This window comes from Yoonia sp. I 8.24 (assembly GCF_022096995.1).
Classification (GTDB): Bacteria; Pseudomonadota; Alphaproteobacteria; order Rhodobacterales; family Rhodobacteraceae; genus Yoonia.
Genome location: NZ_JACXGQ010000004.1, coordinates 131246 through 154253, shown reverse-complemented (window position 1 = coordinate 154253; position 23008 = coordinate 131246). Strand labels below are relative to the sequence as shown.

22 protein-coding genes and 1 riboswitch are annotated in these 23008 nt (G+C 55.1%); of the genes, 8 read left to right on the top strand and 14 right to left on the bottom strand.

Annotation, left to right across the window (positions count from 1 at the left end; genetic code table 11):
- Positions 1-102: 102 nt before the first annotated feature.
- The 5 genes from Yoon_RS09315 to gcvT all read right to left on the bottom strand — a co-directional run bounded on the left by Yoon_RS09315 (position 103) and on the right by gcvT (position 6694).
- On the bottom strand, positions 103-1026 hold the full coding sequence (locus tag Yoon_RS09315; protein ID WP_238111903.1) for a capsular polysaccharide synthesis protein: 924 nt from the start codon (positions 1024-1026) through the stop codon (positions 103-105).
- A gap of 2 nt (positions 1027-1028) precedes the next feature.
- Complete coding sequence (locus Yoon_RS09310; RefSeq protein ID WP_238111902.1) at positions 1029-1970, bottom strand: hypothetical protein; 942 nt, start codon at positions 1968-1970, stop codon at positions 1029-1031.
- Between the two features lie 362 nt (positions 1971-2332).
- Positions 2333-5176: an aminomethyl-transferring glycine dehydrogenase gene (gcvP, locus tag Yoon_RS09305; protein ID WP_238111901.1), complete on the bottom strand. Its 2844-nt coding sequence runs from the start codon at positions 5174-5176 to the stop codon at positions 2333-2335.
- 15 nt (positions 5177-5191) lie between these two features.
- Positions 5192-5551 (bottom strand): glycine cleavage system protein GcvH, encoded by a 360-nt coding sequence (gene gcvH / locus Yoon_RS09300; protein ID WP_238111900.1) that lies wholly within the window; start codon positions 5549-5551, stop codon positions 5192-5194.
- Positions 5552-5572: 21 nt separating this feature from the next.
- Positions 5573-6694, bottom strand: a complete 1122-nt coding sequence (gene gcvT, locus Yoon_RS09295; RefSeq protein ID WP_238111899.1) for a glycine cleavage system aminomethyltransferase GcvT — start codon at positions 6692-6694, stop codon at positions 5573-5575.
- Positions 6695-6854: 160 nt separating this feature from the next.
- A riboswitch (glycine riboswitch) is annotated at positions 6855-6939 on the bottom strand.
- Between the two features lie 119 nt (positions 6940-7058).
- Here gcvT and Yoon_RS09290 point away from each other — a divergent pair.
- Entirely contained in the window at positions 7059-7796 is a 738-nt protein-coding gene (locus Yoon_RS09290) for an SDR family oxidoreductase (RefSeq protein ID WP_238111898.1), read from the top strand.
- A gap of 34 nt (positions 7797-7830) precedes the next feature.
- Here Yoon_RS09290 and Yoon_RS09285 read toward each other — a convergent pair whose 3' ends face one another.
- Positions 7831-8796, bottom strand: a complete 966-nt coding sequence (locus tag Yoon_RS09285; RefSeq protein WP_255698757.1) for an NAD(P)-dependent oxidoreductase — start codon at positions 8794-8796, stop codon at positions 7831-7833.
- Positions 8797-8892: 96 nt separating this feature from the next.
- Here Yoon_RS09285 and Yoon_RS09280 point away from each other — a divergent pair, with 96 nt between their 5' ends.
- Positions 8893-9843, top strand: a complete 951-nt coding sequence (locus Yoon_RS09280; protein ID WP_238111895.1) for a 2-hydroxyacid dehydrogenase — start codon at positions 8893-8895, stop codon at positions 9841-9843.
- Positions 9844-9847: 4 nt separating this feature from the next.
- Here the strand turns inward: Yoon_RS09280 and Yoon_RS09275 are convergent, their stop codons facing one another.
- Genes Yoon_RS09275 through Yoon_RS09265 form a run of 3 tightly spaced genes read right to left on the bottom strand, consistent with a single transcriptional unit; the run spans position 9848 to position 12180 of the window.
- Entirely contained in the window at positions 9848-11065 is a 1218-nt protein-coding gene (locus Yoon_RS09275) for a S8 family serine peptidase (RefSeq protein WP_238111894.1), read from the bottom strand.
- Positions 11066-11089: 24 nt separating this feature from the next.
- Positions 11090-11656, bottom strand: coding sequence for a hypothetical protein (locus Yoon_RS09270; RefSeq protein WP_238111893.1), 567 nt, complete (start codon positions 11654-11656; stop codon positions 11090-11092).
- Entirely contained in the window at positions 11653-12180 is a 528-nt protein-coding gene (locus Yoon_RS09265; protein ID WP_238111892.1) for an RNA polymerase sigma factor, read from the bottom strand. The genes Yoon_RS09270 and Yoon_RS09265 overlap by 4 nt, the downstream gene beginning before the upstream one ends.
- A 232-nt stretch (positions 12181-12412) precedes the next feature.
- On the opposite strand from Yoon_RS09265, the gene Yoon_RS09260 reads away from it, so the two are divergent.
- Positions 12413-13408, top strand: coding sequence for a hypothetical protein (locus Yoon_RS09260; RefSeq protein ID WP_238111891.1), 996 nt, complete (start codon positions 12413-12415; stop codon positions 13406-13408).
- Positions 13409-13478: 70 nt separating this feature from the next.
- Here the strand turns inward: Yoon_RS09260 and Yoon_RS09255 are convergent, their stop codons facing one another.
- From Yoon_RS09255 to Yoon_RS09235, 5 genes are read right to left on the bottom strand one after another with little or no spacing between them, the layout of a single operon-like run.
- A complete protein-coding gene (locus Yoon_RS09255) occupies positions 13479-14261 on the bottom strand; it encodes a carnitinyl-CoA dehydratase (protein ID WP_238111890.1) in 783 nt (260 codons plus the stop codon).
- Positions 14258-16276, bottom strand: coding sequence for an acetate--CoA ligase family protein (locus Yoon_RS09250; RefSeq protein WP_238111889.1), 2019 nt, complete (start codon positions 16274-16276; stop codon positions 14258-14260). The genes Yoon_RS09255 and Yoon_RS09250 overlap by 4 nt, the downstream gene beginning before the upstream one ends.
- A gap of 9 nt (positions 16277-16285) precedes the next feature.
- Positions 16286-17446, bottom strand: coding sequence for an acyl-CoA dehydrogenase family protein (locus Yoon_RS09245; RefSeq protein ID WP_238111888.1), 1161 nt, complete (start codon positions 17444-17446; stop codon positions 16286-16288).
- Positions 17446-18864 carry a carnitine 3-dehydrogenase gene (locus tag Yoon_RS09240; RefSeq protein WP_238111887.1) on the bottom strand — a complete coding sequence of 473 codons (1419 nt, stop codon included), beginning with the start codon at positions 18862-18864 and terminating at the stop codon, positions 17446-17448. The genes Yoon_RS09245 and Yoon_RS09240 overlap by 1 nt, the downstream gene beginning before the upstream one ends.
- Positions 18861-19769, bottom strand: a complete 909-nt coding sequence (locus Yoon_RS09235; RefSeq protein ID WP_238111886.1) for a 3-keto-5-aminohexanoate cleavage protein — start codon at positions 19767-19769, stop codon at positions 18861-18863. Before Yoon_RS09235 ends, Yoon_RS09240 begins: the two co-directional genes overlap by 4 nt.
- A 73-nt stretch (positions 19770-19842) precedes the next feature.
- On the opposite strand from Yoon_RS09235, the gene Yoon_RS09230 reads away from it, so the two are divergent.
- From Yoon_RS09230 to Yoon_RS18025, 5 genes are all read left to right on the top strand, one after another.
- Positions 19843-20802, top strand: a complete 960-nt coding sequence (locus Yoon_RS09230) for a GlxA family transcriptional regulator (RefSeq protein ID WP_238111885.1) — start codon at positions 19843-19845, stop codon at positions 20800-20802.
- A 215-nt stretch (positions 20803-21017) separates the two neighbouring features.
- Entirely contained in the window at positions 21018-22271 is a 1254-nt protein-coding gene (locus tag Yoon_RS09225; protein WP_238111884.1) for an integrase arm-type DNA-binding domain-containing protein, read from the top strand.
- Entirely contained in the window at positions 22264-22719 is a 456-nt protein-coding gene (locus Yoon_RS09220) for a hypothetical protein (RefSeq protein ID WP_238111882.1), read from the top strand. The genes Yoon_RS09225 and Yoon_RS09220 overlap by 8 nt, the downstream gene beginning before the upstream one ends.
- 81 nt (positions 22720-22800) lie before the next feature.
- The gene (locus tag Yoon_RS18030) at positions 22801-22875 is read left to right on the top strand and encodes a helix-turn-helix transcriptional regulator (RefSeq protein ID WP_370642157.1); all 75 of its coding nucleotides are present in this window, start codon (positions 22801-22803) and stop codon (positions 22873-22875) included.
- Positions 22872-22994 carry a helix-turn-helix transcriptional regulator gene (locus Yoon_RS18025; protein WP_370642152.1) on the top strand — a complete coding sequence of 41 codons (123 nt, stop codon included), beginning with the start codon at positions 22872-22874 and terminating at the stop codon, positions 22992-22994. The genes Yoon_RS18030 and Yoon_RS18025 overlap by 4 nt, the downstream gene beginning before the upstream one ends.
- Positions 22995-23008 lie beyond the last annotated feature (14 nt).

Below are 23008 nucleotides of genomic sequence, written 5' to 3'. Positions count from 1 at the left end.
TTTATTATTTGTTCGTTGTTTTGTTCATTATGCTCCATCCTACTCATGAGTTAGAGCCTCCGGTAAACAAGGAGCGGTTCAGACTGCGCGCGGGCGCATGTATCAGTCGAACGTGCTTTTTAGCCAGTCGTACTGGGTAATCGCCCCTTGTTGTTTGGGGGCGGCATGCCGGGAGTGGAGTTTAAAGACGGGCGTTTGTGTCCCGCGCATGCTGGCTTTGAAATGATCATCGACAGGTAACCCAAGGGACCGGCTAAACTGTAACGCCGTTCTGGCGTCGTGTATTGGTATCGCCTGCCAGGCATCACGAAACGCAGGGGTGGTGCGTAGTTGCTTTGCAAAATGATAGTGGAAAATAAAATATGGATAGTCGCCAAGTATCCCAATAATACGCACACTGGACGCCAATGAGCCAAGGTAGGCGTTGCGCCGCATACGCCGAAAAATCGCTTTTGCAATCGTTTTTGTCGCGCTCCTTCGCTTGGCTGAGGCGGTTTTCAATAGCTTATAGTGGAGGTCCACAAACGTCGTCGCAATATGGTTTCCTGGTGTGCCCGCTAGGAACCAATTTGCCATCACGCGGTCTTTTGTTTTGCCTGTGATCCGGCGCCAAAACGGTACGGTTTGATCTGAAAACCAGCGGTCCTCCTCGATGAATCTAAATGCGAAGAAACCCGATCGCGCGGCATCGTCAATCCAATCATCCAATGGCCGCACGCAAATACAATCCGCGTCGACCCAGACGCCGCCATGCCGCGCCACCAAAGCAAGGCGAATGATGTTTGCCTTCTTCTTGAAAGGTAAATCGGTCGCCAAAAGTTCATCACAAAATGCGGGATCAAGAAACTCGCGTATGTTGCTCTCTGACAGTAGGTTTACCGTCCATCCAGGGTTTTGGCGCTGCCAGGACTTTACACAAAGATCGACAAGAGGCGGAGCCTTGTCAAACCCTTGCAGCCAAAAGACCCAGACCATACGCGGGATTTCCGTCTGAGTTTCAGAAGTATGATGAGGGGCCGGGTTCATCTTCACCACCCGCTCACTTTGCGCCACAATGGCAGACGCATCGGTTCTTGACTATTTATCTTTGATGCAAGCTTTTGGATCCACGCGGCATTGCGACGTGAAGGCGACCAAAATCTGTGCGCCAAATTGTCGACTATCTTGGTGAGGCGTTCGTGATCGACATCGACATAATCAGCAACATCAACGTCGTTTTCGGGGCGGGGCGCAAAATCGCCTCTTTCTAAACGTGCGTAGTCGAAATCCGAAAATATGATCCCATGCTGATCCCTGAGTTCAAGCGGTCGGGCGTCGCCGTAATCCAAATAGTCTTTCCAGCCGGGTTTCAATTTTGGCCGTGGGTTTTTGTCCGCAAAGTCGAGCTGTTCTAGCTTGCCGATCAAGCGCTGCGTACCCTTGGTAAATACATCCTCTTGGTCGGGCAGTTTGAGGCGCCGGTATTCCTGCAAAACAACCATGGCCTCTGGCGAAAAGCTATGGTTGTCCTTTTGCGTTGTGCTCTGTGTTTCAAGGGTATCTCTGCACTGTGGGATATAGCGCTCAGCGAAATCCGAAACGATACTGCCCCCAATGAGGTTTTGTCGGTCAAAGGATCGGGCCGTAACGGTGTAAGAGGGGCAGCGTTCCTCAAAACCCTTGATCAGCCCGTTCACATTCCATTCAAATATCGGGGCGAATTGTGCCGCCGCGCGTAGCCGTTGCTGCGACGCCGAAAGAAAGAACGCCGACGGGCGACGCGCATAGAGCAAAATTTCAATCTGCTCGGCGCCCAAGCTTTCCAAGAATTCAAACAGCTTTTGGGCGTCCGGGGCATTGTACGCCCGCGCGAACCATTCGGATGAAAGAATGATCGTCTCTGGCCGCAGTTCATCGATCTGAGACCGGAGGCTCTGGCTGAAATCCTCGCCCAACTGCGCATACTCAGCTTCCGTTCGCTTCCGCATCATGCGCGGCGCATCGTGATAAGGAATAAACGTCGCGCACAGATCGCCATGATTATACGCATTCTCACAGCGAGGTTCGGGATATAGAACCGCGCTTTCTATCAATGCGTTCCGCGAGGCATAAAGCGTGCGCTGAAGCGCCGTGGTGCCAGTTTTTGGTGGGCCAACGTGGACGATAAGTTTCCTGACGGATTTTTGAACACCCAATGGAGTACACCTTATGCAAAGCTCTGTGCGTTTCTATTCCCATCAAACGTACCCGACAATCAACATGTAAAGACAACTATATGCGCATCGTGATAGGCAGGGCACGCGCGGTTTTATCCGCGCGCGGCTCGTGCCGATTGATGCTTCTCTTGTACATGCTATGTGTCTGCGTTGGCGTAACTTTCCATCGGCGGGCAGCTGCACGTCAAATTGCGGTCGCCCCATGCGTTATCGACGCGGTTCACAGGCGGCCAGTATTTATCAACCCGGAACGCGCCGGGCGGGAAGCAGCCAGTTTCACGGCTATAGGGCCGATCCCAATCCTTCACGAGGTCTTCCATTGTGTGGGGGGCATGCTTAAGCGGGCTGTTATCAGCGTCTATCTTACCCTCTTCGATCTCACGAATTTCGTCCCGAATGGCGAGCATCGCATCGCAGAATCGATCAAGCTCGGCTTTGTTTTCGGATTCCGTGGGCTCGATCATCAGGGTGCCCGCGACAGGCCAGCTCATGGTTGGGGCGTGGAAGCCGCAATCGATCAGGCGCTTGGCAATGTCGTCTACGGTCACGCCCGCGCTTTCGGCATAGGGCCGCGTGTCGATGATGCATTCATGTGCGACCCGTCCAGATGGACCTTTGTAAAGCACGTCAAACGCCCCTTCGAGCCGCTTTGCGATGTAATTGGCGTTCAAGATCGCCACCCGCGTTGCTTGGGTTAACCCGTCACCGCCCATCATCAAACAATAGGCCCAAGAAATTGGCAGCAAGGATGGCGACCCGAATGCGGCGGCAGAAACAGCGCCTTCGCCGCTCGTGGGATCGCCGGGCAGATGCGCGATGAGATGGCTTTTGACGCCAATCGGCCCCATACCCGGGCCGCCGCCGCCGTGCGGAATGCAAAAGGTTTTGTGCAGGTTCAGGTGGCTGACGTCGCCTCCCAGATCACCGGGCCGTGACAGGCCCACCATTGCGTTCATGTTAGCGCCGTCGATGTAAACCTGCCCCCCGTGGTCATGCACGATCCTGCAGACATCGATCACCGTTTCCTCGAACACACCGTGGGTTGACGGATAAGTGATCATACAGGCAGCCAGATTATCCGCGTGTTCTGTCGCCTTTGCGCGGAAATCTTCGAGGTCGATATCACCGTTTTCAGCGGATTTCACCGGGATCACTTTCCATCCGACCATTTGCGCAGATGCTGGGTTCGTGCCATGTGCAGACATCGGGATCAGGCAAATATTGCGGTGATCTTGGCCATTTGCGCGGTGGTAGCCTGCGATGCTCAGCAGCCCCGCATATTCGCCTTGCGCACCAGAATTGGGCTGCATGGAAATCGCGTCATAGCCTGTGATCTCGCACAGTTTTGTCGACAGATCGTCGATCATCTCCATATAGCCAGCCGCCTGATCGCGCGGGATATAGGGGTGCAGTAGTGAAAATTCGTCCCAAGACACCGGCATCATTTCTGCGGCTGAATTCAGCTTCATCGTGCAAGATCCCAGCGGGATCATCGCGCGGTCCAGCGCGAGATCCCTGTCTGCAAGGCGGCGCATGTAGCGCATCATTTCAGTCTCAGAGCGGTTCATATGGAACACGGGGTGGGTCATGAAATCTGACTTGCGGATCAGCTTTTGGGGCACGTGGTAATGCGGTGTGTAATCTTTGTCGGTGCGGTCTATCCCAAAGGCGCGCCAGACGGCCTCGATGGTACGCGAACGCGTGCGCTCATCAAGGGTGATACCCACCTGCGTTGTCCCCACTTTGCGTAGGTTGATGCCTTCGTCGACGGCAGATTTCATCACGGCGGCCTGCATCGGGCCGACGTTGACGGTGATCGTATCAAAGAACGTCGCCGGGTGAATTTCGAATCCTGCATAGCGTAGCCCTTCGGCCAAGCGCGCGGTTTTGCGATGGATGCGTTGTGCTATCGCCCGCAGTCCAACGGGCCCGTGGAATACGCCATAGAACCCGGCCATCACAGCCAAAAGCGCCTGCGCCGTACAGACGTTTGAGGTCGCTTTTTCACGGCGGATATGTTGTTCGCGGGTTTGCAGCGACAGGCGGTAAGCACGGTTCCCAAGGCTGTCGATGGACACCCCAACAATGCGCCCCGGCATGGAACGCGCGTAGTTTTTCTTGGTCGCCATATAGGCGGCGTGCGGGCCGCCGTATCCGACGGGGACGCCAAAGCGTTGCGTGCTACCCACGGCGATATCAGCGCCCATTGCGCCCGGTTCTTTGAGCAGGGTTAGCGACAGCGGGTCAGCGGCGATAACGCCAATCGCCTTGGTTGCGTGGAGCTTTTCCATCTCAGCTGTGAAGTCGCGCAGATGGCCATAGGTGCCCGGAAACTGAAAAATCGCACCAAAAACGGCGTCCGCATCCAGATCATCGGGGTGGCCCACCGTGATCGCAATTCCCAGCGGCGCGGCGCGGGTCTTCATCACGGCGATGTTTTGCGGATGACAGTTTTCGTCGATGAAAAAACCCTTAACCTTTGTCTTGGCGATGCGTTGGGCCATTGTCATGGCTTCGGCGCAGGCGGTGGCCTCGTCGAGCAGTGACGCGTTCGCGATTTCAAGCCCTGTCAGGTCAGACACCATCGTTTGAAAGTTCAACAAGGCCTCAAGCCGCCCTTGCGAAATCTCTGGCTGGTAAGGCGTATAGGCCGTGTACCAAGCCGGATTTTCTAAGATATTACGTTGGATTGCGGGTGGTGTGACCGTGCCGTGGTACCCTTGTCCGATCAGTGAGGTCAGAACCTTATTCTTTGACGCCGTGATCTTCATGTGGTGCAGCAATTCGCGTTCTGACAATGGCCTGCCAAAATCAAGCGGCTTTTCTTGCAGAATTTTTGCAGGCAACGTGTCCGCGATCAACGCATCAAGATCGTTAGCCCCTACGACATCGAGCATCTCATCCATCTCGACCGGAGAAGGGCCGATGTGGCGACGATTGGCGAAATCATAAGGCAAGTAGTCGGTAGGGGTGAAGGTCATGAAAGGTTCCGCGCTTTAAGAGATCAGGGAAGTATAGGCAGCTTCGTCCATGTAGCTGTCCATCTGTGACGGATCGGATGGTTTGATTTTAAAAAACCAGCCTTCGCCCGTGGCATCTTCATTCACGAGACCGGGATTATCGCCCAAAGCATCGTTTACAGCGACGATTTCACCGTCGATTGGGGCCATGATGTCGGACGCGGCCTTGACGCTTTCGATCACGACAACTTCGTCGTCTTTTTCGACCGTCGTGCCCGTTTCAGGCAGTTCAACAAAGACGATATCGCCCAGTTGCGTGGTTGCGTGTTCTGTGATGCCGACAACAACGACGTCGCCCTCGGTGCGTAGCCATTCGTGTTCTTCGGTATATTTCATGTTCATGTCTCCGGTGGGTGGTTAGCGTTTAAAATTTGCAGGGGTAAACGGCAGCGGTGTGACCGTCAGCGGCAGGCGTTTGCCGCGCAATTCGCCGTAAACGGTGGTCCCGTTTGTGGCCAAGGTTGTGGGGAGATATCCCATCGCGACAGGTCCCCCAACGGTCGGGCCAAAGCCGCCAGAAGTGATTTTTCCAATGGGGTCCGCATCGTCGGCATTCGCAAAAAGCAGGACACCTTCGCGCATCGGCGCGCGCCCCTCGGGGCGCAGGCCAACGCGTTTTGCGTCAGCACCATTAGCGAGTTCACGCAGAATAATATCAGCACCGGGAAATCCGCCTGCGCGGTCCCCATCTGTGCGGCGCACCTTTTGGATTGCCCAGTTTAATGCGGCCGCTGTTGGTGTGGTATCCGTGCTTATGTCATGACCATACAGGCAAAGCCCGGCCTCAAGTCGCAAACTATCGCGTGCGCCCAGCCCAATGGGGGCGACGTCATCATGCGATAAAAGCTGCTTGGCCAACGCACAGGCCTGTGCTGATGGCACTGAAATTTCATAGCCGTCTTCGCCAGTGTAGCCAGATCGCGATACCCAACACTCCACGCCCGCAAGCGTGAGGGTCGCGACATCCATGAACCGCATGGCGGCGGCTTTGGGATCAAGCGTTGCTAAAACTGATTCTGCTGCCGGACCCTGAAGTGCCAGCAACGAACGGTCCGTGATTTCGGTAACAGTGACGCCAGTCAGGTTTGATTGCATATGCGCGATATCCGCAGCCTTGCAGGCGGCGTTCACGACGACAAAAACATGGTCGCCACGGTTTGCGAGCATGAGATCATCCTTGATCCCGCCTGCGTCATTGGTGAAAAAACCGTAGCGCTGGCGATCAACTTCCAGCCCCAGAATGCTGACAGGGATTAAGGATTCGAGCGCTAATGCCGCCGTTTCAAAATTGTCACCTTTGACGATCACTTGGCCCATATGGCTGACGTCAAATAACCCGGCTTTGCTGCGGGTCTGCGTGTGTTCTTGCATCACGCCCATCGGGTATTGCACGGGCATAGCGTAGCCCGCAAAGGGCACCATTTTGGCCCCTAGTTCTACATGCAAGTCATAAAGCGCAGTGCGCAGTAATTCGGACATCAACGGCCTCTTTCCATTCGGCCGATCAGACATGGAAATATCTAACGACACCACTTTGACGCAAAGGCGAAAGCCCTGCGTGTGATGCCCCCTCTGTCCTTGCGCCTGAGATTGCTATCCCTTCGGCGGGCACGTTGATGTGCCACTCTCCAGAGTCTTCGTGCCAACATCGGTCCGTGGGCCTGAGAGTTTCCGAGGCGGTTGCTCCTTCGGCACCAGTGAACTGGTTCTCCCGATATTGTGGCCGTTACATGCCCTGTCAGCGCGATCCAATCAAGACTTATGTTTGATGTAGGTCCTACAATTAGATGCACCCATGCGCATATTTTGGTGCTATGTTTATGTAAAATAGGGGAGAATAAGCGTGACAAAAATTGCATTGGTAACGGGCGGCGGGTCCGGAATTGGGCGGGCCTGCGCGGTGGCGCTCGCGCAAAACGGGTTCACCGTCGTGGTGACAGGCCGCAAAATCGCCGCCTTAGAGGAAACCGTAGCGATGATGCAAAGCGGTGCAGCGATAGTCTGCGATGTCACGGATGCCGATGCTGTTGACGCGCTATTTGCACAGATTGAACGTGACTACGGGCGGTTGGATTTGCTGTTTAATAACGCGGGCAACAATGTGAAGGCCGCGCCGATTGGGGATATTCCGCCCGAAGATTTTTTGACCGTGATGAATGTGAATCTATACGGTGCTTTTCTTGCTGCGCGCGGTGCTTTTAATCTGATGCGCAAGCAAGATCCGCAAGGCGGTCGAATCATCAATAACGGGTCTATTTCGGCGGCTGTGCCGCGCCCCGGATCAACCCCCTATACGGCGTCAAAACATGCGATAACGGGGATGACCCGGTCGGTGTCGTTGGATGGGCGTCCCTATAACATCGTGTGCGGTCAGATTGATATTGGAAACGCCGCCTCTGAAATGACGGTGCAATTTGAAAAAGGGGTGCCGCAGGCGGATCTTTCGATCAAATCCGAACCTGTGATGGATGTCGCGCATGTTGGGGATACGTTGGTACATATGGCCAAATTACCGCTATCAGCAAATGTGCAATTCGTGACTGTGATGGCGTCAACCATGCCATTTATCGGGCGGGGGTAGCTGCGCCCACCGATGCCGGGGGCGCAGATGTTGTTTAGCTCGGCTTCAAACGATCAGCAAAGTAGTCGAGCATTTCGGGAACCATTGCGTCACCGCGCCCTTGATCAACCGCGTCGCGCAAGGCCCCTAGCGCCCCTGCAGCCATGATTGACGGCGCACCTGCGTCGCGTGCCATTTGGTCGTAATAGCCCACATCTTTGGTCGCGTTGCGGATTGAGAACGCCAGTTTGTTTGGATCGCCATCAAGCGCGTAGGCTGACCAAAGGTCCATAAACGGTGATCCGAGCGGACCTGCAAAGATCACGTCAAACAGCTGACGGCGATCAACACCGACGATGTCGCCCATGGTAAATGCTTCGCCCAAGGCAGCGCCAATCGTTTGACCAAAGAAGTTGTTGATCAGCTTGATCGCATGGCCGTTGCCCAATTGTCCAAGGTGAAAAACGTTTTCGCCCAAATCATTCAGCACGGGCAAGACCTGATCAAAAGCGGCTTTGTCGCCTGAACACATCAGATTCAGTTTGCCGTCATATGCTTGGGCGGGTGTGCGCCCAATGGGAGCGTCCAAATAGGTGCCGCCTGCAGCGGCGACTTCTTCGCCCAAAGTGCGGGTGGAGCCGGGCAGGGAAGTGCCAAAATCGATCACGATCTGACCGGGTTTCATTCCCGCGATAACGCCATGATCGCCGCGCATCCGGCCTTCGACGTGCTCTGATGTGCCCATGCACAGCAACACAACGTCACAGTTTGCTGCCACGTCACGCGCAGATGTCGCCTCGGTCGCGCCGCGCGCGATAGCTTTGTCAATTTCTGTCCGGTCACGGTTGCCAAGAACGGTGACAGCATAGCCTTGATCCTGTAGTCGCGACACCATCGCCCCGCCCATTAAGCCCAGCCCAATAAATCCAATATGTGGTTGTGTCATGGTTTCCTCCAATTTGTCGTTGCCATTGGCGTAACGGCTCACTTCGCGTAAAGCAACAGGGTTACTAGTATACATTTTAGACGCAGATGCTCAAACGGCTCTCAACCTATGTATTTGACACAACTCTCTGGTTGCGCGATGCAGTCGGATCGTTTTTGAAGGAATCCCGCGATGTCAGAACTCCTTATCCTAAGCGCAATTACGGATCACATGCGCAGCCGTATTGAGGCTGCATTTGATGCAACTGTACTTGCAGATGTCGATCAGGATGCCTGGCTTGCACAGCATGGCGCAGATGTTCGGTTTATCTTGACGGGTGGCCATCTTGGTGTGCCCGCAGATATTTTTGCGCGTTTGCCCAACGCAGAGATCATTAGCAGCAACGGGGTGGGCTATGATGGGGTCGACACAGATGCCGCGAACGCGCGCGGTGTGCCAGTCTGCCATACGCCAAATGTGCTAAACCAAGAGGTCGCGACGACGGCGCTCATGCTTTACATCGCAGCGCAACGTAACTTTGAGGCCGAAATGGCCAATGCGCGTAGCGGCAATTGGGAAAAGTCGGGCAACCTGCCTTTGGCGCGTTCCGCAGACCAGCGGAAGATCGGGATTTTGGGGCTTGGGCGGATCGGCAAAGCGATTGCTGCGAAGCTTGCGCCGTTTGATCCCACGATTGTCTATTATGGGCGCTCACGGCAAGACGTGCCGTTTCCCTACTACGATGATTTGGTCGCGATGGCGCGTGATTGTGATGCGCTTATCTGTGTGGCACCGGGCGGTGCTGCGACCCATCATTTGATCGACCGTGCTGTGATGGATGCGCTGGGCCCGGAAGGTGTTTTGGTCAACGTTGGGCGCGGATCTGTTGTGGATGAGGTCGCGCTTATTTCTGCTTTGCAAGAGGGGCGGTTGGGCAGCGCTGCTTTAGATGTGTTCGCAGCAGAGCCGCATATCCCCGAAGCCTTGCGCGCACTCCCTAATGTGATTTTGACTCCACATATTGGCAGCGCGACGGTTGAGACGCGCCACGCGATGGGGGATTTGGCGATCGATAACCTGATTGCGTGGAAAAACGGACAGCCGTTGATTTCACCCGTCCCCGAAAGCGCCGGGCTTTTGTGAACACCTAGCAGCCGATATCGCGCACAAGCCCCCAACCGTATTGCGGATCATGCCCGGGATCGCCAAGGTCTACGGCTTGGGTGCGTAGCCGTTCACGCACCACGCCGACATTGTTTCCCCCAACACGCGCGGCAAGCGCGGTGATGATCGGCGCGGCATAGGATGTTCCCGTCGCATAACCACCGCCACTAGGTCGCGCAACATAGATGTCCACACCCGGTGCCGCAAATGCGATATGATCGCCCCAATTGGCAGAGCGATAACGCCGCATCGCCGCATCTACGGCGGTAACGGCGATCACAGATGGCGATACGGCTGGCAGCGTGGCAGCGTCACGCCCACCATTGCCCGCAGCAGCAATCATGATCGCGCCAGCCTGTTCGGCCTGTGTAAGGATATCTTCAAGAACCTTATTGGGCGGCCCGGCAAAGGACATGTTGATCAGATGCACATCGTTGGACAGCATCCAGCTGAGCGAAGCTGCGATCCGGTCAACATCTGCAGCCACACCGCTATGTTCGCGGGCAAATGCGTTCACTGCAAACAGGTGCGCGCCGGGGGCGTAGCCTAACAAGGCGTCATTCGGATCTTCACCGACAATAAGGGCCGCGACGGCTGTGCCGTGCCGCGCCCCAGAGGCGCGTTGGTCGCCAAATAGCGCGGATTGGGTGGTAACGGAGGCTCGCTGTAAGGCCGGGTGTGTGACATCAACTGGGCCGTCGATGAGCCCGATCTTTTGGTTTTGGCGCTGGCGACACGCGCCGCTATCGCCGATAAGATTTGATGCGTAAAGCCGCGGTGCCCCCTGCGCGAAATGGTATAGGTTGTTGAAATCGACCCGATGACCGGACGCTGTTCGGTCTAGCAAGCGCTGCGCGACCCCACGGTCAAGCTGACGACCAATATCAAACACCATCATGCGTCGATCAAGTGGGACCAGATCGCGCGATGAAATAAGATTTGCACCCGCATCTTCGAGCGCAGCAATGGCGATGGGTGCAGTGCTGATCGGACCGCTCACAACAAATTCGGCGCGGTCCCGCGATAGATAGGCAACATCGACATCACGTTCTGGCCATATCGGGCGCGGCCGATCATCCCGCTCGCTCGTGTTAGGTACTGGTGCGGGGGCAATGATTTGCGCCGCGGCAAGGCTTGGCAGTGCCGCAAAAATAACTAAGGCAACAATCTGTAACAGACGAAAAAACGGTTTAGATGGCATCACTTACCTCTTGGTTTCGAGTACCTATTCGAGCGACTCAATAATAGTTGTAGCAGCTTGTAGCCGTGCTTTGGCCGTGTTTATGTCGGCCCCTTCCAGTAAGGCCAAGCGGTAAAGCCCAAGCGCGGAGGGTCCAGACACAATTTCAACCTCAGCATCAAGTAACAGCGCGCGCAAGGCGGATTCAGTCGTGTCAGGGGCGACAGTAACCGTGAAGGCCGCGGGGGTTTCGCCTGCAAGCTCAAACCCTGACCCGGTATCACCGGGTTGCATGAGCAATGCGGTTTGCCCAACCACCACTGCGAGAAGGATCGCAGCAGCGACCTGCCAGATGCGCGCGCGGGGGGCTGCGGATTGTGCCGCAGGTGCATCGATGTCGCGCATAAGTCGCGCAAGCCCCAATTCACCGGGGCTAAACCCGGTATCCTCGGCTTGCATCGTTGCACGCATGTTTTTGAGCGCGGCCAATTCATTGGCAAGGGCTGGATCATTTCCAACGGCAGCTTGGACCTGCGCCAGCTCTGCGCCTTCTAACGTTCCGTTGGCAAGGAATGGGAGCAATAGCGCGGCGTCTTGTGATGACATGCTCATGTTGCGGCCCCCGTTTCAAAGGCTGACAGGCAGCGCATCAGCAGCTTTTTCGCGTGGAATATCCGCGTTTTGATCGTACCTTCGGCGGTGTCACAGACCTTTGCAATTTCGCGGTAGCTCATGTCTTCCCAAAATGCCAATGCGATGGCGCTGCGATGTTCATCGCTCAGGCCATCCATGCAGTGCCGGACTTGGGCCGCGTCTTGACTGGCGACAATGCAGGTTTCCGCACTATCGCTGTCATCAACGACTTCGGGTGGGGTATCGGTCACGCTGGTGCGGCCAGCCTTGCGGTGTCGGTCGATCACCTTGCGGCAAGCAATGCCAAATATCCACGTCTGCACTTTCGATCTCCCTTCAAAACGGCTGGCAGAGCGCCAGACTTCGATAAACACGTCATGAAGTATGTCGGATGACTCGTGCGGATCGTTCAATTTTGATAGAATAAATCTGTAGACGGGTTTTTCTAATGCGCGGTAAAGCGCGGCCAATGCTGTCCGGTCGCCGTCCGCAATACGGTGCATGAGCTGTGCCTGCTGGTCCAAAATATACCTCGTTATGCTGCGCGCGACTGCCTCTTGACTACGCAAAATTATGATCCCTGCCAAGAGAGACGCGTCCGCGATCCTGTGCCAATGGCTTTCGGCGGCGATTTTGCGCGTATGTTGCGGCACGCGTCAAAAACTTGCCCGCTTTGAAGGTAATGCACGTATAATTGAGCCTATTGAAGATATTTTTATAATAAGGACATATACCATGTGGGATTTTAGTATGGGAACTGCGCTGGGATTGATGCGCAAGACGGCGCCGTTCCTGTTGTTTCGGATCGTTGTCTATTTTGGCATCGCACTTGCCTATATTCTGGCGACGGGGACCGGTGCAGGGATTGGTTACGGCGTTGGTGGGTTCGGTGACGATGATTTTCAAGCGAGCACGACAATGTGGGGCGGTGCGATCGGATTTGGCGCGACGGCGACAGTGCTTTATTTGATGCGCGAATACCTGCTTTATATCGTCAAAGCAGGTCATATTGCGGTGATGGTTGAGGCCTTGGACGGCCGCGAACTGCCAAACGGGCAGGGGCAAATCGCCTACGCAAAAACAATCATCACAGAACGGTTTGGTGAAGCCTCGGTGCTGTTTGGCATTGATCAGCTGATCAAAGGTGTGGTGCGGGCCGTCACCGGGTTGATTCAAGGCCTGCTTTCAATAGTGCCTATTCCTGGTCTTGATAAGGTGATGGCCTTGGTCCGCGCCTATTTGAAACTCGCCGTAGGTTTGGTGGACGAGGTGATCTTGGCCCATGGGTTGCGCACCCGCGCAGAAAACCCCTATGCGTCGGCCAAAGAGGCGCTGGTGCTTTACGGCCAAAACGCCAAGCCAATGTTGATCAATGCTGCTTGGCTGACGCTGTTCACATGGGGGCTGTCGCTGGTTGTGTTTTTGGTGATGCTGGCCCCGGCAGCGGCGATTGTTTACGCGATGCCGGGCGCGTGGTCGGCGGGCGGCATGGTCTTTGCGCTTTTGTTTGCTTGGGCTGTGAAGGTCGCCGTGATCGAACCCTTTGCGATTGCCTGTCTTTTGCAGGCATTCTTTAAGGTCACCGATGGCCAAACGCCGAATCCAGAATGGGAAGCCAAACTGGATGGCGCCTCCAAGAAATTCAAAACGTTGGGCGAACGCGCTGTCAACTGGGCCGGTGGCGGGCGTAGCAAACCAGTATCAGACGTTTCTGAAACGCCAAGCGCTTGATCTTATTGTGGCCCGCATGTGCGTAATGCGGGCCATTCACTTGATTGTCCCATGCGCGTTACGGGACGGTCTAACACCCCTTCCAAACAGGATCGCGCTTTTCGGCAAATGCGCGCGCGCCTTCGGCGTTGTCGTCGGACCCATAAAGCACGTCGACTGTTTTTAGCTGACGTTTGCTGATCCGGTTCATCGCATCTTGGAACTTGCTATCTTCCGCATCTCGCACGATTTCCTTGATCGCCGCATAAACGAGTGGCGGCCCTGATGCCAATGTGCGGGCCATCTCCCATGCCTGTGCCATCAAATCATCGGCTGGGTGGATATGGTTCACAAATCCCCAACGGTGGGCTTCTTCTGCGTCTAGCCACCGGCCCGTAAACAGCATTTCCATCGCGATGTGATAGGGGATGCGTTTGGGCAGTTTCACGGAAGCCGCGTCTGCCACTGTCCCTGACGTGATTTCAGGCAAGGCAAAGCTTGCATGCTCAGCCGCCAATATAATGTCTGCGGACAGGGCCAATTCAAGCCCGCCACCGCAGCAAATCCCATTCACGGCGGCGATGACGGGTTTGTTCATGTCACGCAATTCTTGTAGACCGCCAAAGCCGCCAACCCCGTAATCGCCATCGACTTCGTCACCGTCAGCGGCGGCTTTCAAATCCCAGCCGGGGCAAAAGAATTTTTCGCCAGCACCCGTGATAATCGCAACCCGCAGTTCAGGATCATCGCGAAACTGGGCAAATGTCTCGCCCAGGATACGGCTGGTTTGCAGATCAATGGCGTTGGCTTTGGGGCGATCCAAAACCACCTCTAAAATCGCGCCGTCGCGGCGGGTCTTTACGGGGCTTGTCATGATGTTCCTTTCACCAAAAGTGCGTCGGCAATGATTGCGCGGTCATTTGTGCATATCAATGGGTTGATCTCAATTTCCGCGATCTGGTCAGCGTGGTCGATAACATAGGTTTGCAGATGCATAACCGTTGCGATGATGGCGTCGATATCGGCCGGGGCAACACCGCGAAAGCCAGTAAGCAGTGCGTTGATTTTCAACTTGCCCAATGCGCCGCGGATGTCATCTTGTGTCGTCGGCAGCAGGAGCGATTGGCGGTCATCAAGCAATTCGGTCAGCGTCCCCCCCGCCGCCAAGGTCAAAACGAAGCCATGCGCAGGATCAGCAACAACACCAACCAATAGCTCCGCAACCGTGCCTGTGATCATTTCTTCGATTAAAAAGCTGGTCGTGGGCATCGCTTGCGCGGCCTCAAGAAGCTGATCCGTGTCTGTGATACCAAGAACAACGGCCCCCGCTTCGGTTTTATGTGCGACACCTTCACCCTTTAGGACAACAGGAAACCCGATTTTTTCGACCTGTGTTGCCAAACTATCGATCGACAGACCGGCGGCGCTTTGCGGGATATCCATGCCATAGGCCGCAAGGGCGCGTTTCGCGGTGCCTTCGCTTTGGGTGGCAGTCGTATCAAAAACCTGTGCCATCAGTACCGGGGGGTGGCACGTGGTACCAACTTGTGAAGCTGCACGGATGGCCGCACAGGCGGTTCCAAAATCACATAGTGGCACAATCCCAGCGGCAAGCAGCCGTTGAGAAATTGATTCCGGCAAGTTTTCAGCCATTGAAGCGATCACCCCAAACGGACGACCTGTTTGCTGGGCGGCGTCTTCGACCGCTTCAATTGCGATCATCCAGTCTTGGGCGTCGCAAAGATCTAGCCGGGGGAAATCAAGCACGATGAGCGTCAAATCGATATCGTCGCCCGTCATGGCGGCATAAACGGCCGTCATCGCGGCCTTATCGCGCCAGATTTGCGTATGATAATCCAATGGGTTTGCTAGATGCACAAGCGCGCTTAGATGCTTATCCAATTCGTGGGCTTGATGCGGTTGCAATGGGGGGAAGACCACCCCAAAATCTGCGGCAGTATCTGCCATCACACTTGCTTCGCCGCCCGAACAGCTAAGCGAGGCAATCCGGTTGCCAGTCAGGGGCCCGTGGCAATGCAGGATTTTTAAGGTCTCAAGCAGTGCCACCGGGGATGTCACGCTTGCAATCCCAAGCCGTGCGAGCAGTGCGTCAGACCCGGCGCTACTACCTGCGAGCGATGCCGTGTGCGAAACAGTTGCGATCTGCGATTCCGTGGATCGGCCCACCTTCAGCGCGACGATGGGCTTGTTAAGCTTTTGCGACAATCGCGCCAGTTCTTCAAAGGCAGTCACATCGCCAAAGCTTTCGATATAGAGCCCAAGCGCCGTTACCCGGTCGTCACGAATGACCGTCTGGGCGATGTGCGCCAGCCCTTGCTGGGCTTGATTGCCTGCAGTGATCGCATAGGTGATCGGCAGGCCACGTTGCTGCATGGTCAAATTGATCGCGATATTTGACGATTGGGTGAGGATCGCGACGCCTGTTTCAACCGGGCGCAGCCCATGTTGATCTGGCCAAAGGGCGACCTGATCAACGGCATTAAGAACTCCGTAACAATTCGGCCCGAGGATAGGCATATCGCCAGCAGCCGCCAGCAGTTGGTCGTTCAAAACCTGTCCGTCATCGGTTTCTTTAAACCCGCTGGCAAAGCAAACTGCGCCACCAGCACCCAGTTCGTTCAACTCGCCAACCAATGTGATCGTGGCATTGCGGTTGACGCCGATAAAGGTCGCGTCAGGTGCAGCTGGCAAATCTGTCAAACTGCGATAGGCGGGTAGGCCAGCGACCGTATCTTTTTTCGGGTGTACTGGCCAAATCTCGCCGGAAAATCCGATTTTCTGGTTTTGTGCGATGACAGCTTCGCACCATGCCCCACCGCCGACGACGGCAATGGTTTTGGGGCGCAACAGACGTTCAAGATCAGTCATGGTCGCCCCTTACGCGCCAAGCGGACGCAAAAGATCACGACTGATGATGTGGCGTTGAATTTCGGATGTGCCGTCCCAAATCCGTTCAACCCGCGCATCACGCCAGAACCGTTCAATCGGGAAGTCATCCATCAACCCCATACCGCCATAAATCTGCAAGGTGGCATCGGTGACCCGTGCTAACATTTCAGAGGCGTAGAGCTTCGCGCTCGCGATTTCGCGGTTTGCAGGAAGCCCTTGATCCAAGCGCCATGCGGCAGCCATCGTTAGGTGATCAGCCGCATCAATTTCCGTTATCATATCTGCGATTTGGAAGCTGATCCCTTGGAACTTTCCGATTTGTTGGCCGAATTGTTTGCGCTCTGCTGCGTAGTCCAAAGCCATCTCAAAACAACGGCGTGCCCGGCCCACGGACATTGTGGCCACCGTGATACGCGTGGCGTAAAGCCATTCGTTCATCACTGCGAAACCGCCGTCGACTTCGCCCAAGACCTGCGCGTCGGGCAGGCGGCAATTGTCGAACTCTAGGATCATGTTCTTATAGCCGCGGTGCGACACCGATTTATAGCCATCGCGGATGGTAAAGCCGGGCGTGCCCCGATCGACCAAAAATGTTGTGATCCGTTTTTTGGGGCCGCGTGGCGTGGCGTCTTCGCCGGTGGCGACAAAGACAATCACAAAATCGGCGTGTTCCGCGCCCGAAATGAAGTGCTTGGTTCCGTTCAAAACCCAATCGCCGCCGTCGCGTTTGGCGGAACACTTCATGCCGCGCACGTCTGATCCCGCGTCAGGTTCAGTCATTGCCAGTGCATCCATTTTTTCGCCACGGACGGCGGGGGTCAGGTAACGTTCGACCTGGTCGCCTTCGCAAGCCATCAAGATGTTTTGTGGACGCCCAAAGAAATGGTTCAAGGCCATCGACCCACGGCCTAATTCACGTTCAACCAGCGCAAATTCAAGGTGGGACAGGCCGGCCCCGCCAACGCTTTCGGGGAAATTGCAGGCATAGAACCCAAGATCGAGTGTTTTTTGTTTGATCGCTTCGGCGACGTCATGTGGGACTTCGCCTGTCCGTTCAACTTCGGCTTCATGCGGGTAGATTTCGTTTTCGACAAAGGACCGTACCGTCGATACGATCATGTCTTGTTCTTCGGTCAAACCAAAATGCATTATGTGTTCTCCGGCTTGGGCAGGGCGGCTTGGGCTGCGATGATTGTGGCCATTTTCTCGGCAACATGTGGCGCAGGGTCACAAGATTTCCGGGTTTCCAGACTGACGTGCAGCAAGAATTGATTGCAAGTCGCAACGACATCGCCGCTTGCGTTCTTCATTTCGTGGAACAGGCGTAGCTTTTTGCCTGTTCCTTCAAGAATATGCGTTACAACCGTGATCGCATCGCCCGCATGACATTCATCCAGAAACTTCGTGTGGGTATCGACCGTGAAATAGCTGAGCCCGGATTTGATGTAATCAGCATCCGCCCCAATCATATTCATCAACGCATCGGCGGCGTCTGACCAAACCTGCCCATAGCGGCTTTCGTTCATATGGCCGTTGTAGTCGGTCCAATCAATTGGGATCGCGCGTGCGACGCTGATGATTGGCTTGGTGAAATCAGGTGCGGCTTGGGCGCTGAGCCGTGCATCATGTTCATTCAGCAACGCGCCAGCCCCCCAATCGCGCCCCTTAAGAGACCGCATCATGGACACCAGATTGTCGTCGCGAATACGTTCCAATTCACGGATGGAATGTGCGCCGGATTGCGCATCGGACTGATCGGCGATCATTGTCACCAACTCATCCGTCAGCTCTGGCACATCCATCAATTTGGTCCAGGGCCATTGCAGGCAAGGACCAAATTGCACGATGAAATGGGCCATGCCCGCTTCGCCGCCTGCAACGCGGTAGGTTTCAAATAACCCCATTTGCCCCCAGCGCAGACCAAAGCCAAAGCGGATCGCGTCATCGATTTCTTCAGTGGTTGCGATGCCGTCTTTGATCAGCCACAGTGCTTCGCGCCAGACGGCCTCTAGGAAACGATCAGCAATATGTGCGTCGATTTCTTTGCGCACCTTCAACGGCTTCATGCCGATGTCGGTCAACATGTCATGCGCGCGGGTTGTTGTCGCGTCGTCGCCGACCAATTCGATCAGCGGCAACAGATACACCGGGTTAAAGGGGTGTGCGACGAAAATTTGCGCCGGGCGTTGCGCCCCTTGTTGTAACTCTGACGGCTTAAAGCCAGATGTCGACGACCCGATCAGCGCATCCGCGCGGCAATGCGTCTGAATATCGTGTAAGATGCTATGCTTCATCTCAAGCCGCTCTGGTGCGCTTTCTTGAATCCAATCTGCATTGCTGACGGCTTCAGCGATTGTTGGCGCAAAGGTTATTTGCCCTTCAAGGGGGAGCGCCACTTCGGACAAGGCAGGTAATGATCGCCGGGCATTGGCAAGTACTTCGTTCATTTTGCGTTCGGCTTGTGGGTCAGGGTCAAAAATGGTGACATCCCAGCCAGACAAAGCGAACCGTGCGGCCCAGCCACCGCCAATGACGCCACCGCCAATGATTGCTGCTATCTTTGTCATTGTGCTGCCTGCTTTGTGAGGCCCAGTTTTTCGCGGACGGCGGCGGGGCCCATTATTTTGGCGCCCATGCCTTCGATAATTGTCACCGCACGTGCGACCAGTGCTTCGTTCGTGGCCAATTCACCTTTGGCAAGCCAAAGATTGTCTTCGAGACCGACACGCACATTGCCCCCGGCCAAAACTGCGGCGGCCACATAAGCCATCTCATCGCGCCCAATCGAAAAGGCGGACCAATTCCAATCATCGGGGACATTGTTGACCATGGCCATAAAGGTATTCAGATCGTTCGGCGCGCCCCATGGAATACCCATGCACAGCTGTACCAGCGCTGGCGAAGACAACACACCATCTTTGACCAATTGTTTGGCATACCAAAGGTGGCCCGTGTCAAAGGCTTCGACCTCGGGCTTTACGCCCAATTCTTCCATACGTGCGCCCATCGCCGTCAGCATGCCGGGCGTGTTGGTCATGACGTAATCTGCTTCAGCAAAGTTCATCGTGCCGCAATCCAACGTACAGATTTCGGGGCGGCATTCTTCGATATGCACAAGGCGCTCTTCGGCGCTGACCATATCGGTGCCTTCCACCAGCGGCAGCGGTGCAGATGGCGGACCAAACACCATATCGCCACCCATGCCAGCGGTCAGGTTCAAAACCACATCGACGTCAGCGTCACGGATGCGGTCAGTCACTTCGCGGTATAGCTTAGGATCGCGTGACGGCACACCTGTTTCGGGATCGCGCACATGGCAATGCACAATCGCAGCGCCTGCTTTCGCGGCCGCAATCGCCGAGTTTGCGATCTGTTCTGGGCTGCGGGGCACATGGGGTGAACGGTCTTGGCTGCTGCCAGATCCAGTCACGGCACAAGTGATAAAAACGTCGGAGGTCATTTCCAATGGCATATTGATTTCCTTTGAGATTTCGCAAAATCCTACACGGATTGAAATGCTTCGATATGCTGTGTTAGACAAGACTATGCAAAAATGGACAAAAAGATCATCTGGTACCACCAAAATTGTCGTTTTGCTTTTTGATGGGTTCTCGAACCATTGCCTGGCCAACACGTTAGAGCCCTTTCGCGCCGCAAACACGGTGTCGGGACAAAAGCTATACCAATGGCAGCTGTTGTCTTTGGCCGGTGGGTTGGTGCGGTCATCAAGCGAAATGTTGGTGGAAACCCAAGCAGCAACCGGCGCCGATTGGGATTGCGATTATTTGATGGTCGTTGCGAGTTACGGTCATCAGGCCTTGAGCCAGAGCAAACTATTGTCGGGGCTGCGGGTTTTGTGCGGTAAAGCGAAATGCGTTGTCGGCATGGATACCGGGTCTTGGCTCCTCGCGGCGGCTGGGTTGCTTGACGAAAGGCCCGCGACTATCCACGCGGATATTTTTGACAGTTTCACTGAAGCATTCATGCAGGTGGATACCCGCAAAGAACGGTTTGTCATTGATGGTGATCGGATTACCTGCGGCGGCGCCATGGCGTCGTTTGATTTGGTGCTGAACCTGATCGGGGCGCAATGCGGCGAGGCGATCCGCCTCGATGTTGCCGCCTTGTTTTTACATCAGGCGCACCAACCCTTTGGGGAGGTCGGTATCGTGCCAGTCCAATCAAAACTGGTTGCGCGGGCCTTGGTCTTGATGGACGAAAACATCGAAGATCCGCTCGCGGTCACGGCCATTGCCCAGCAATTAGGCTGTTCAGCCAAAGCGCTACACCGGCGGTTTATCGCAGACCTTGGCGCACCACCGGGCCAAGTGTACCGGTATCGGCGGCTTATCGCGGTGCGCAGCCTGATTGAAAACACGACGCTTTCGATCACGGAAATCGCAGCGCGCTGCGGCTATGAAAACACCAGCGCCATGAGCCGCGCCTTTCGTCAGCAATATGACATGACACCCACCGCGTTACGAAAAGCGCCAGTGATTAGGTAGGTGGAAATGCGGTGCGGTATTCGAAGATAAATGAAAAGCAACAGTCAATGCAGATAAATCATCAAAACAGCCCCGTAAGGGGATGAGTGATGCTCAACAGGAATGAATGAAAGTGCATAGTGGCGGAGACGAAGTCCGCCGATAGGTGTTCCGGTACTATCCCGGAAAATCCAATAAGGTTATAAAAAGGGCGGTAAAGGCCTTTCTCATTTCCAATGAGTTCCCACCCAATCCCCCATTCGCTGGGGGATAAATTGGGGGATAATGAATTGGCAGAGGCATCGGTACGCAGACCGGAAAAGGCGTTAACTGCCCAGTTTGTCAAAACTGTCAAAGATGCTGGCAAGTATTTTGACGGTCACGGTCTTTTCCTGCGTGTGCTATCGAACGGCTCGAAGCAGTGGGTGCAACGCATCACAATACGCGGTAAGCGTTGTGAATTGGGACTGGGCAACCCCGCGCTGGTCCCATTGGCAGAGGCCCGTCAGACAGCCTTAGAGAACCGAAAGCTGGCGCGTAGCGGTGGCGACCCCATGCAGGCCAAGAAAGACGCTCAGGCGGTTCTGACATTCGCAGAGGCCGCTCAGCGGGTATACGAATTGCATCGCCCGACATGGCGAAACGAAAAACACGCCAAGCAGTTCGTCAGTACGCTTGAAACATACGCCTTTCCACGCATTGGTAAGGTAAAGGTTGCTGACGTTACTACTGCCGATGTGTTGGCCGTCCTGACACCTATCTGGACAACCAAGCCTGAGACTGCGCGACGGGTCAAACAGCGCCTTGGTACTGTCCTCAAATGGGCCGTGGCGCAAGGCTGGCGGCAAGACAATCCTGCAGAGGCGATAAATCAGGCCCTTCCCAAACATGATCGCACCAAAGCCCAGCGCAAGGCCTTGCCATATAAGGAGGTCGCAAGCTGCATTTCATCCGTTCAAAGCTCAAATGCTGGCATGGCCACGAAACTGGCATTTGAGTTGCTTGTGTTGACAGCGACCCGATCTGGTGAGGTGCGCCATGCGGTTTGGTCCGAATTTGATCTGGTCAACGCAGAGTGGGTAATTCCCGTAACACGCATGAAAGCCAAGAAAGAACACCGCATTCCCCTTTGTGACCGCGCCCTAAAATTGCTCGAACAGGCTAAAGCGTTAGGCGATACTGATCTGGTCTTTGAGGGTACAAAACGCGGTAAGGCGCTAAGTGATGCTACCATGTCTAAGCTAGTCAAAGAGTTGGGATTCGACGTGGACGTACATGGGTTCCGCACATCTTTCCGAACATGGACGCAAGAACAAACCAACTTCCCCCGTGAAGTCGCAGAGGCCGCATTGGCCCACACTATCAAAGATAAAGCAGAGGCGGCTTATGCTAGGTCCGATCTGTTTGAAAAGCGACGCATGATGATGGACGCATGGGCGGCGTTTTTGACGTTAGACGGAACCGCCACTGTGGTACATCTAAATGGGTAAGAAAGCTCATGAGCTTGCGGCCTTTGGGCATGAAGCTGGCGAGATCACCATATCAATGAATGAGTACAATTTACTGAAAGGGCTGGCGACAAAGGAGCTTGTGCGCTTCATCGAAGATATGGAGCGGAACAAGCCAGCCAAACGCGGGGCTCCGCAAAAGCATCAGTATGGCAATGTCGATTGCCGACGCGCATTTCAAGTCTGGTGGCTCGCAAACAACATCGCAAATGCGATTGAAGAACCCTTACGCAAAGGTTCTGTAAAGACACGTGACTTGATCCATCTCGCATGGAGATTGAGGTCGGAATTCCCCGATTTCGAGGTGCTGTTCCCTGTTGGCGAAGGACAACTCGAAACTCTCGAACAGTCCATTTCACGAGGCCGAAAAGAACTTGGGATTGACGGTTTCTGGTATTCGGAAACTTGTGAAAAAATCATGGCTTCTTGACCAAATATTTCCCAAACGATTGGCGCAACGAGTTCAGTTACGTCTTAGGTAGTTCCAAAATAGCCTAAGGAAACCCAAGACATGCACGACCGCTTCCTACGCCGCCCCAAAGTTGAAGCTATGACGGGCCTCAGTCGTTCCACAATTTACTTATGATTTCCAAAGGGGAATTCCCAAAGCCAGTTCGCATCGGTCGCCGCGCTGTCGCATGGCCAGAGAGCGTAGTGCGGGCTTGGCAAACCGCGCGCCCTATTGCTGGACAAGGGGACAATTGATGTGGCATCGACAC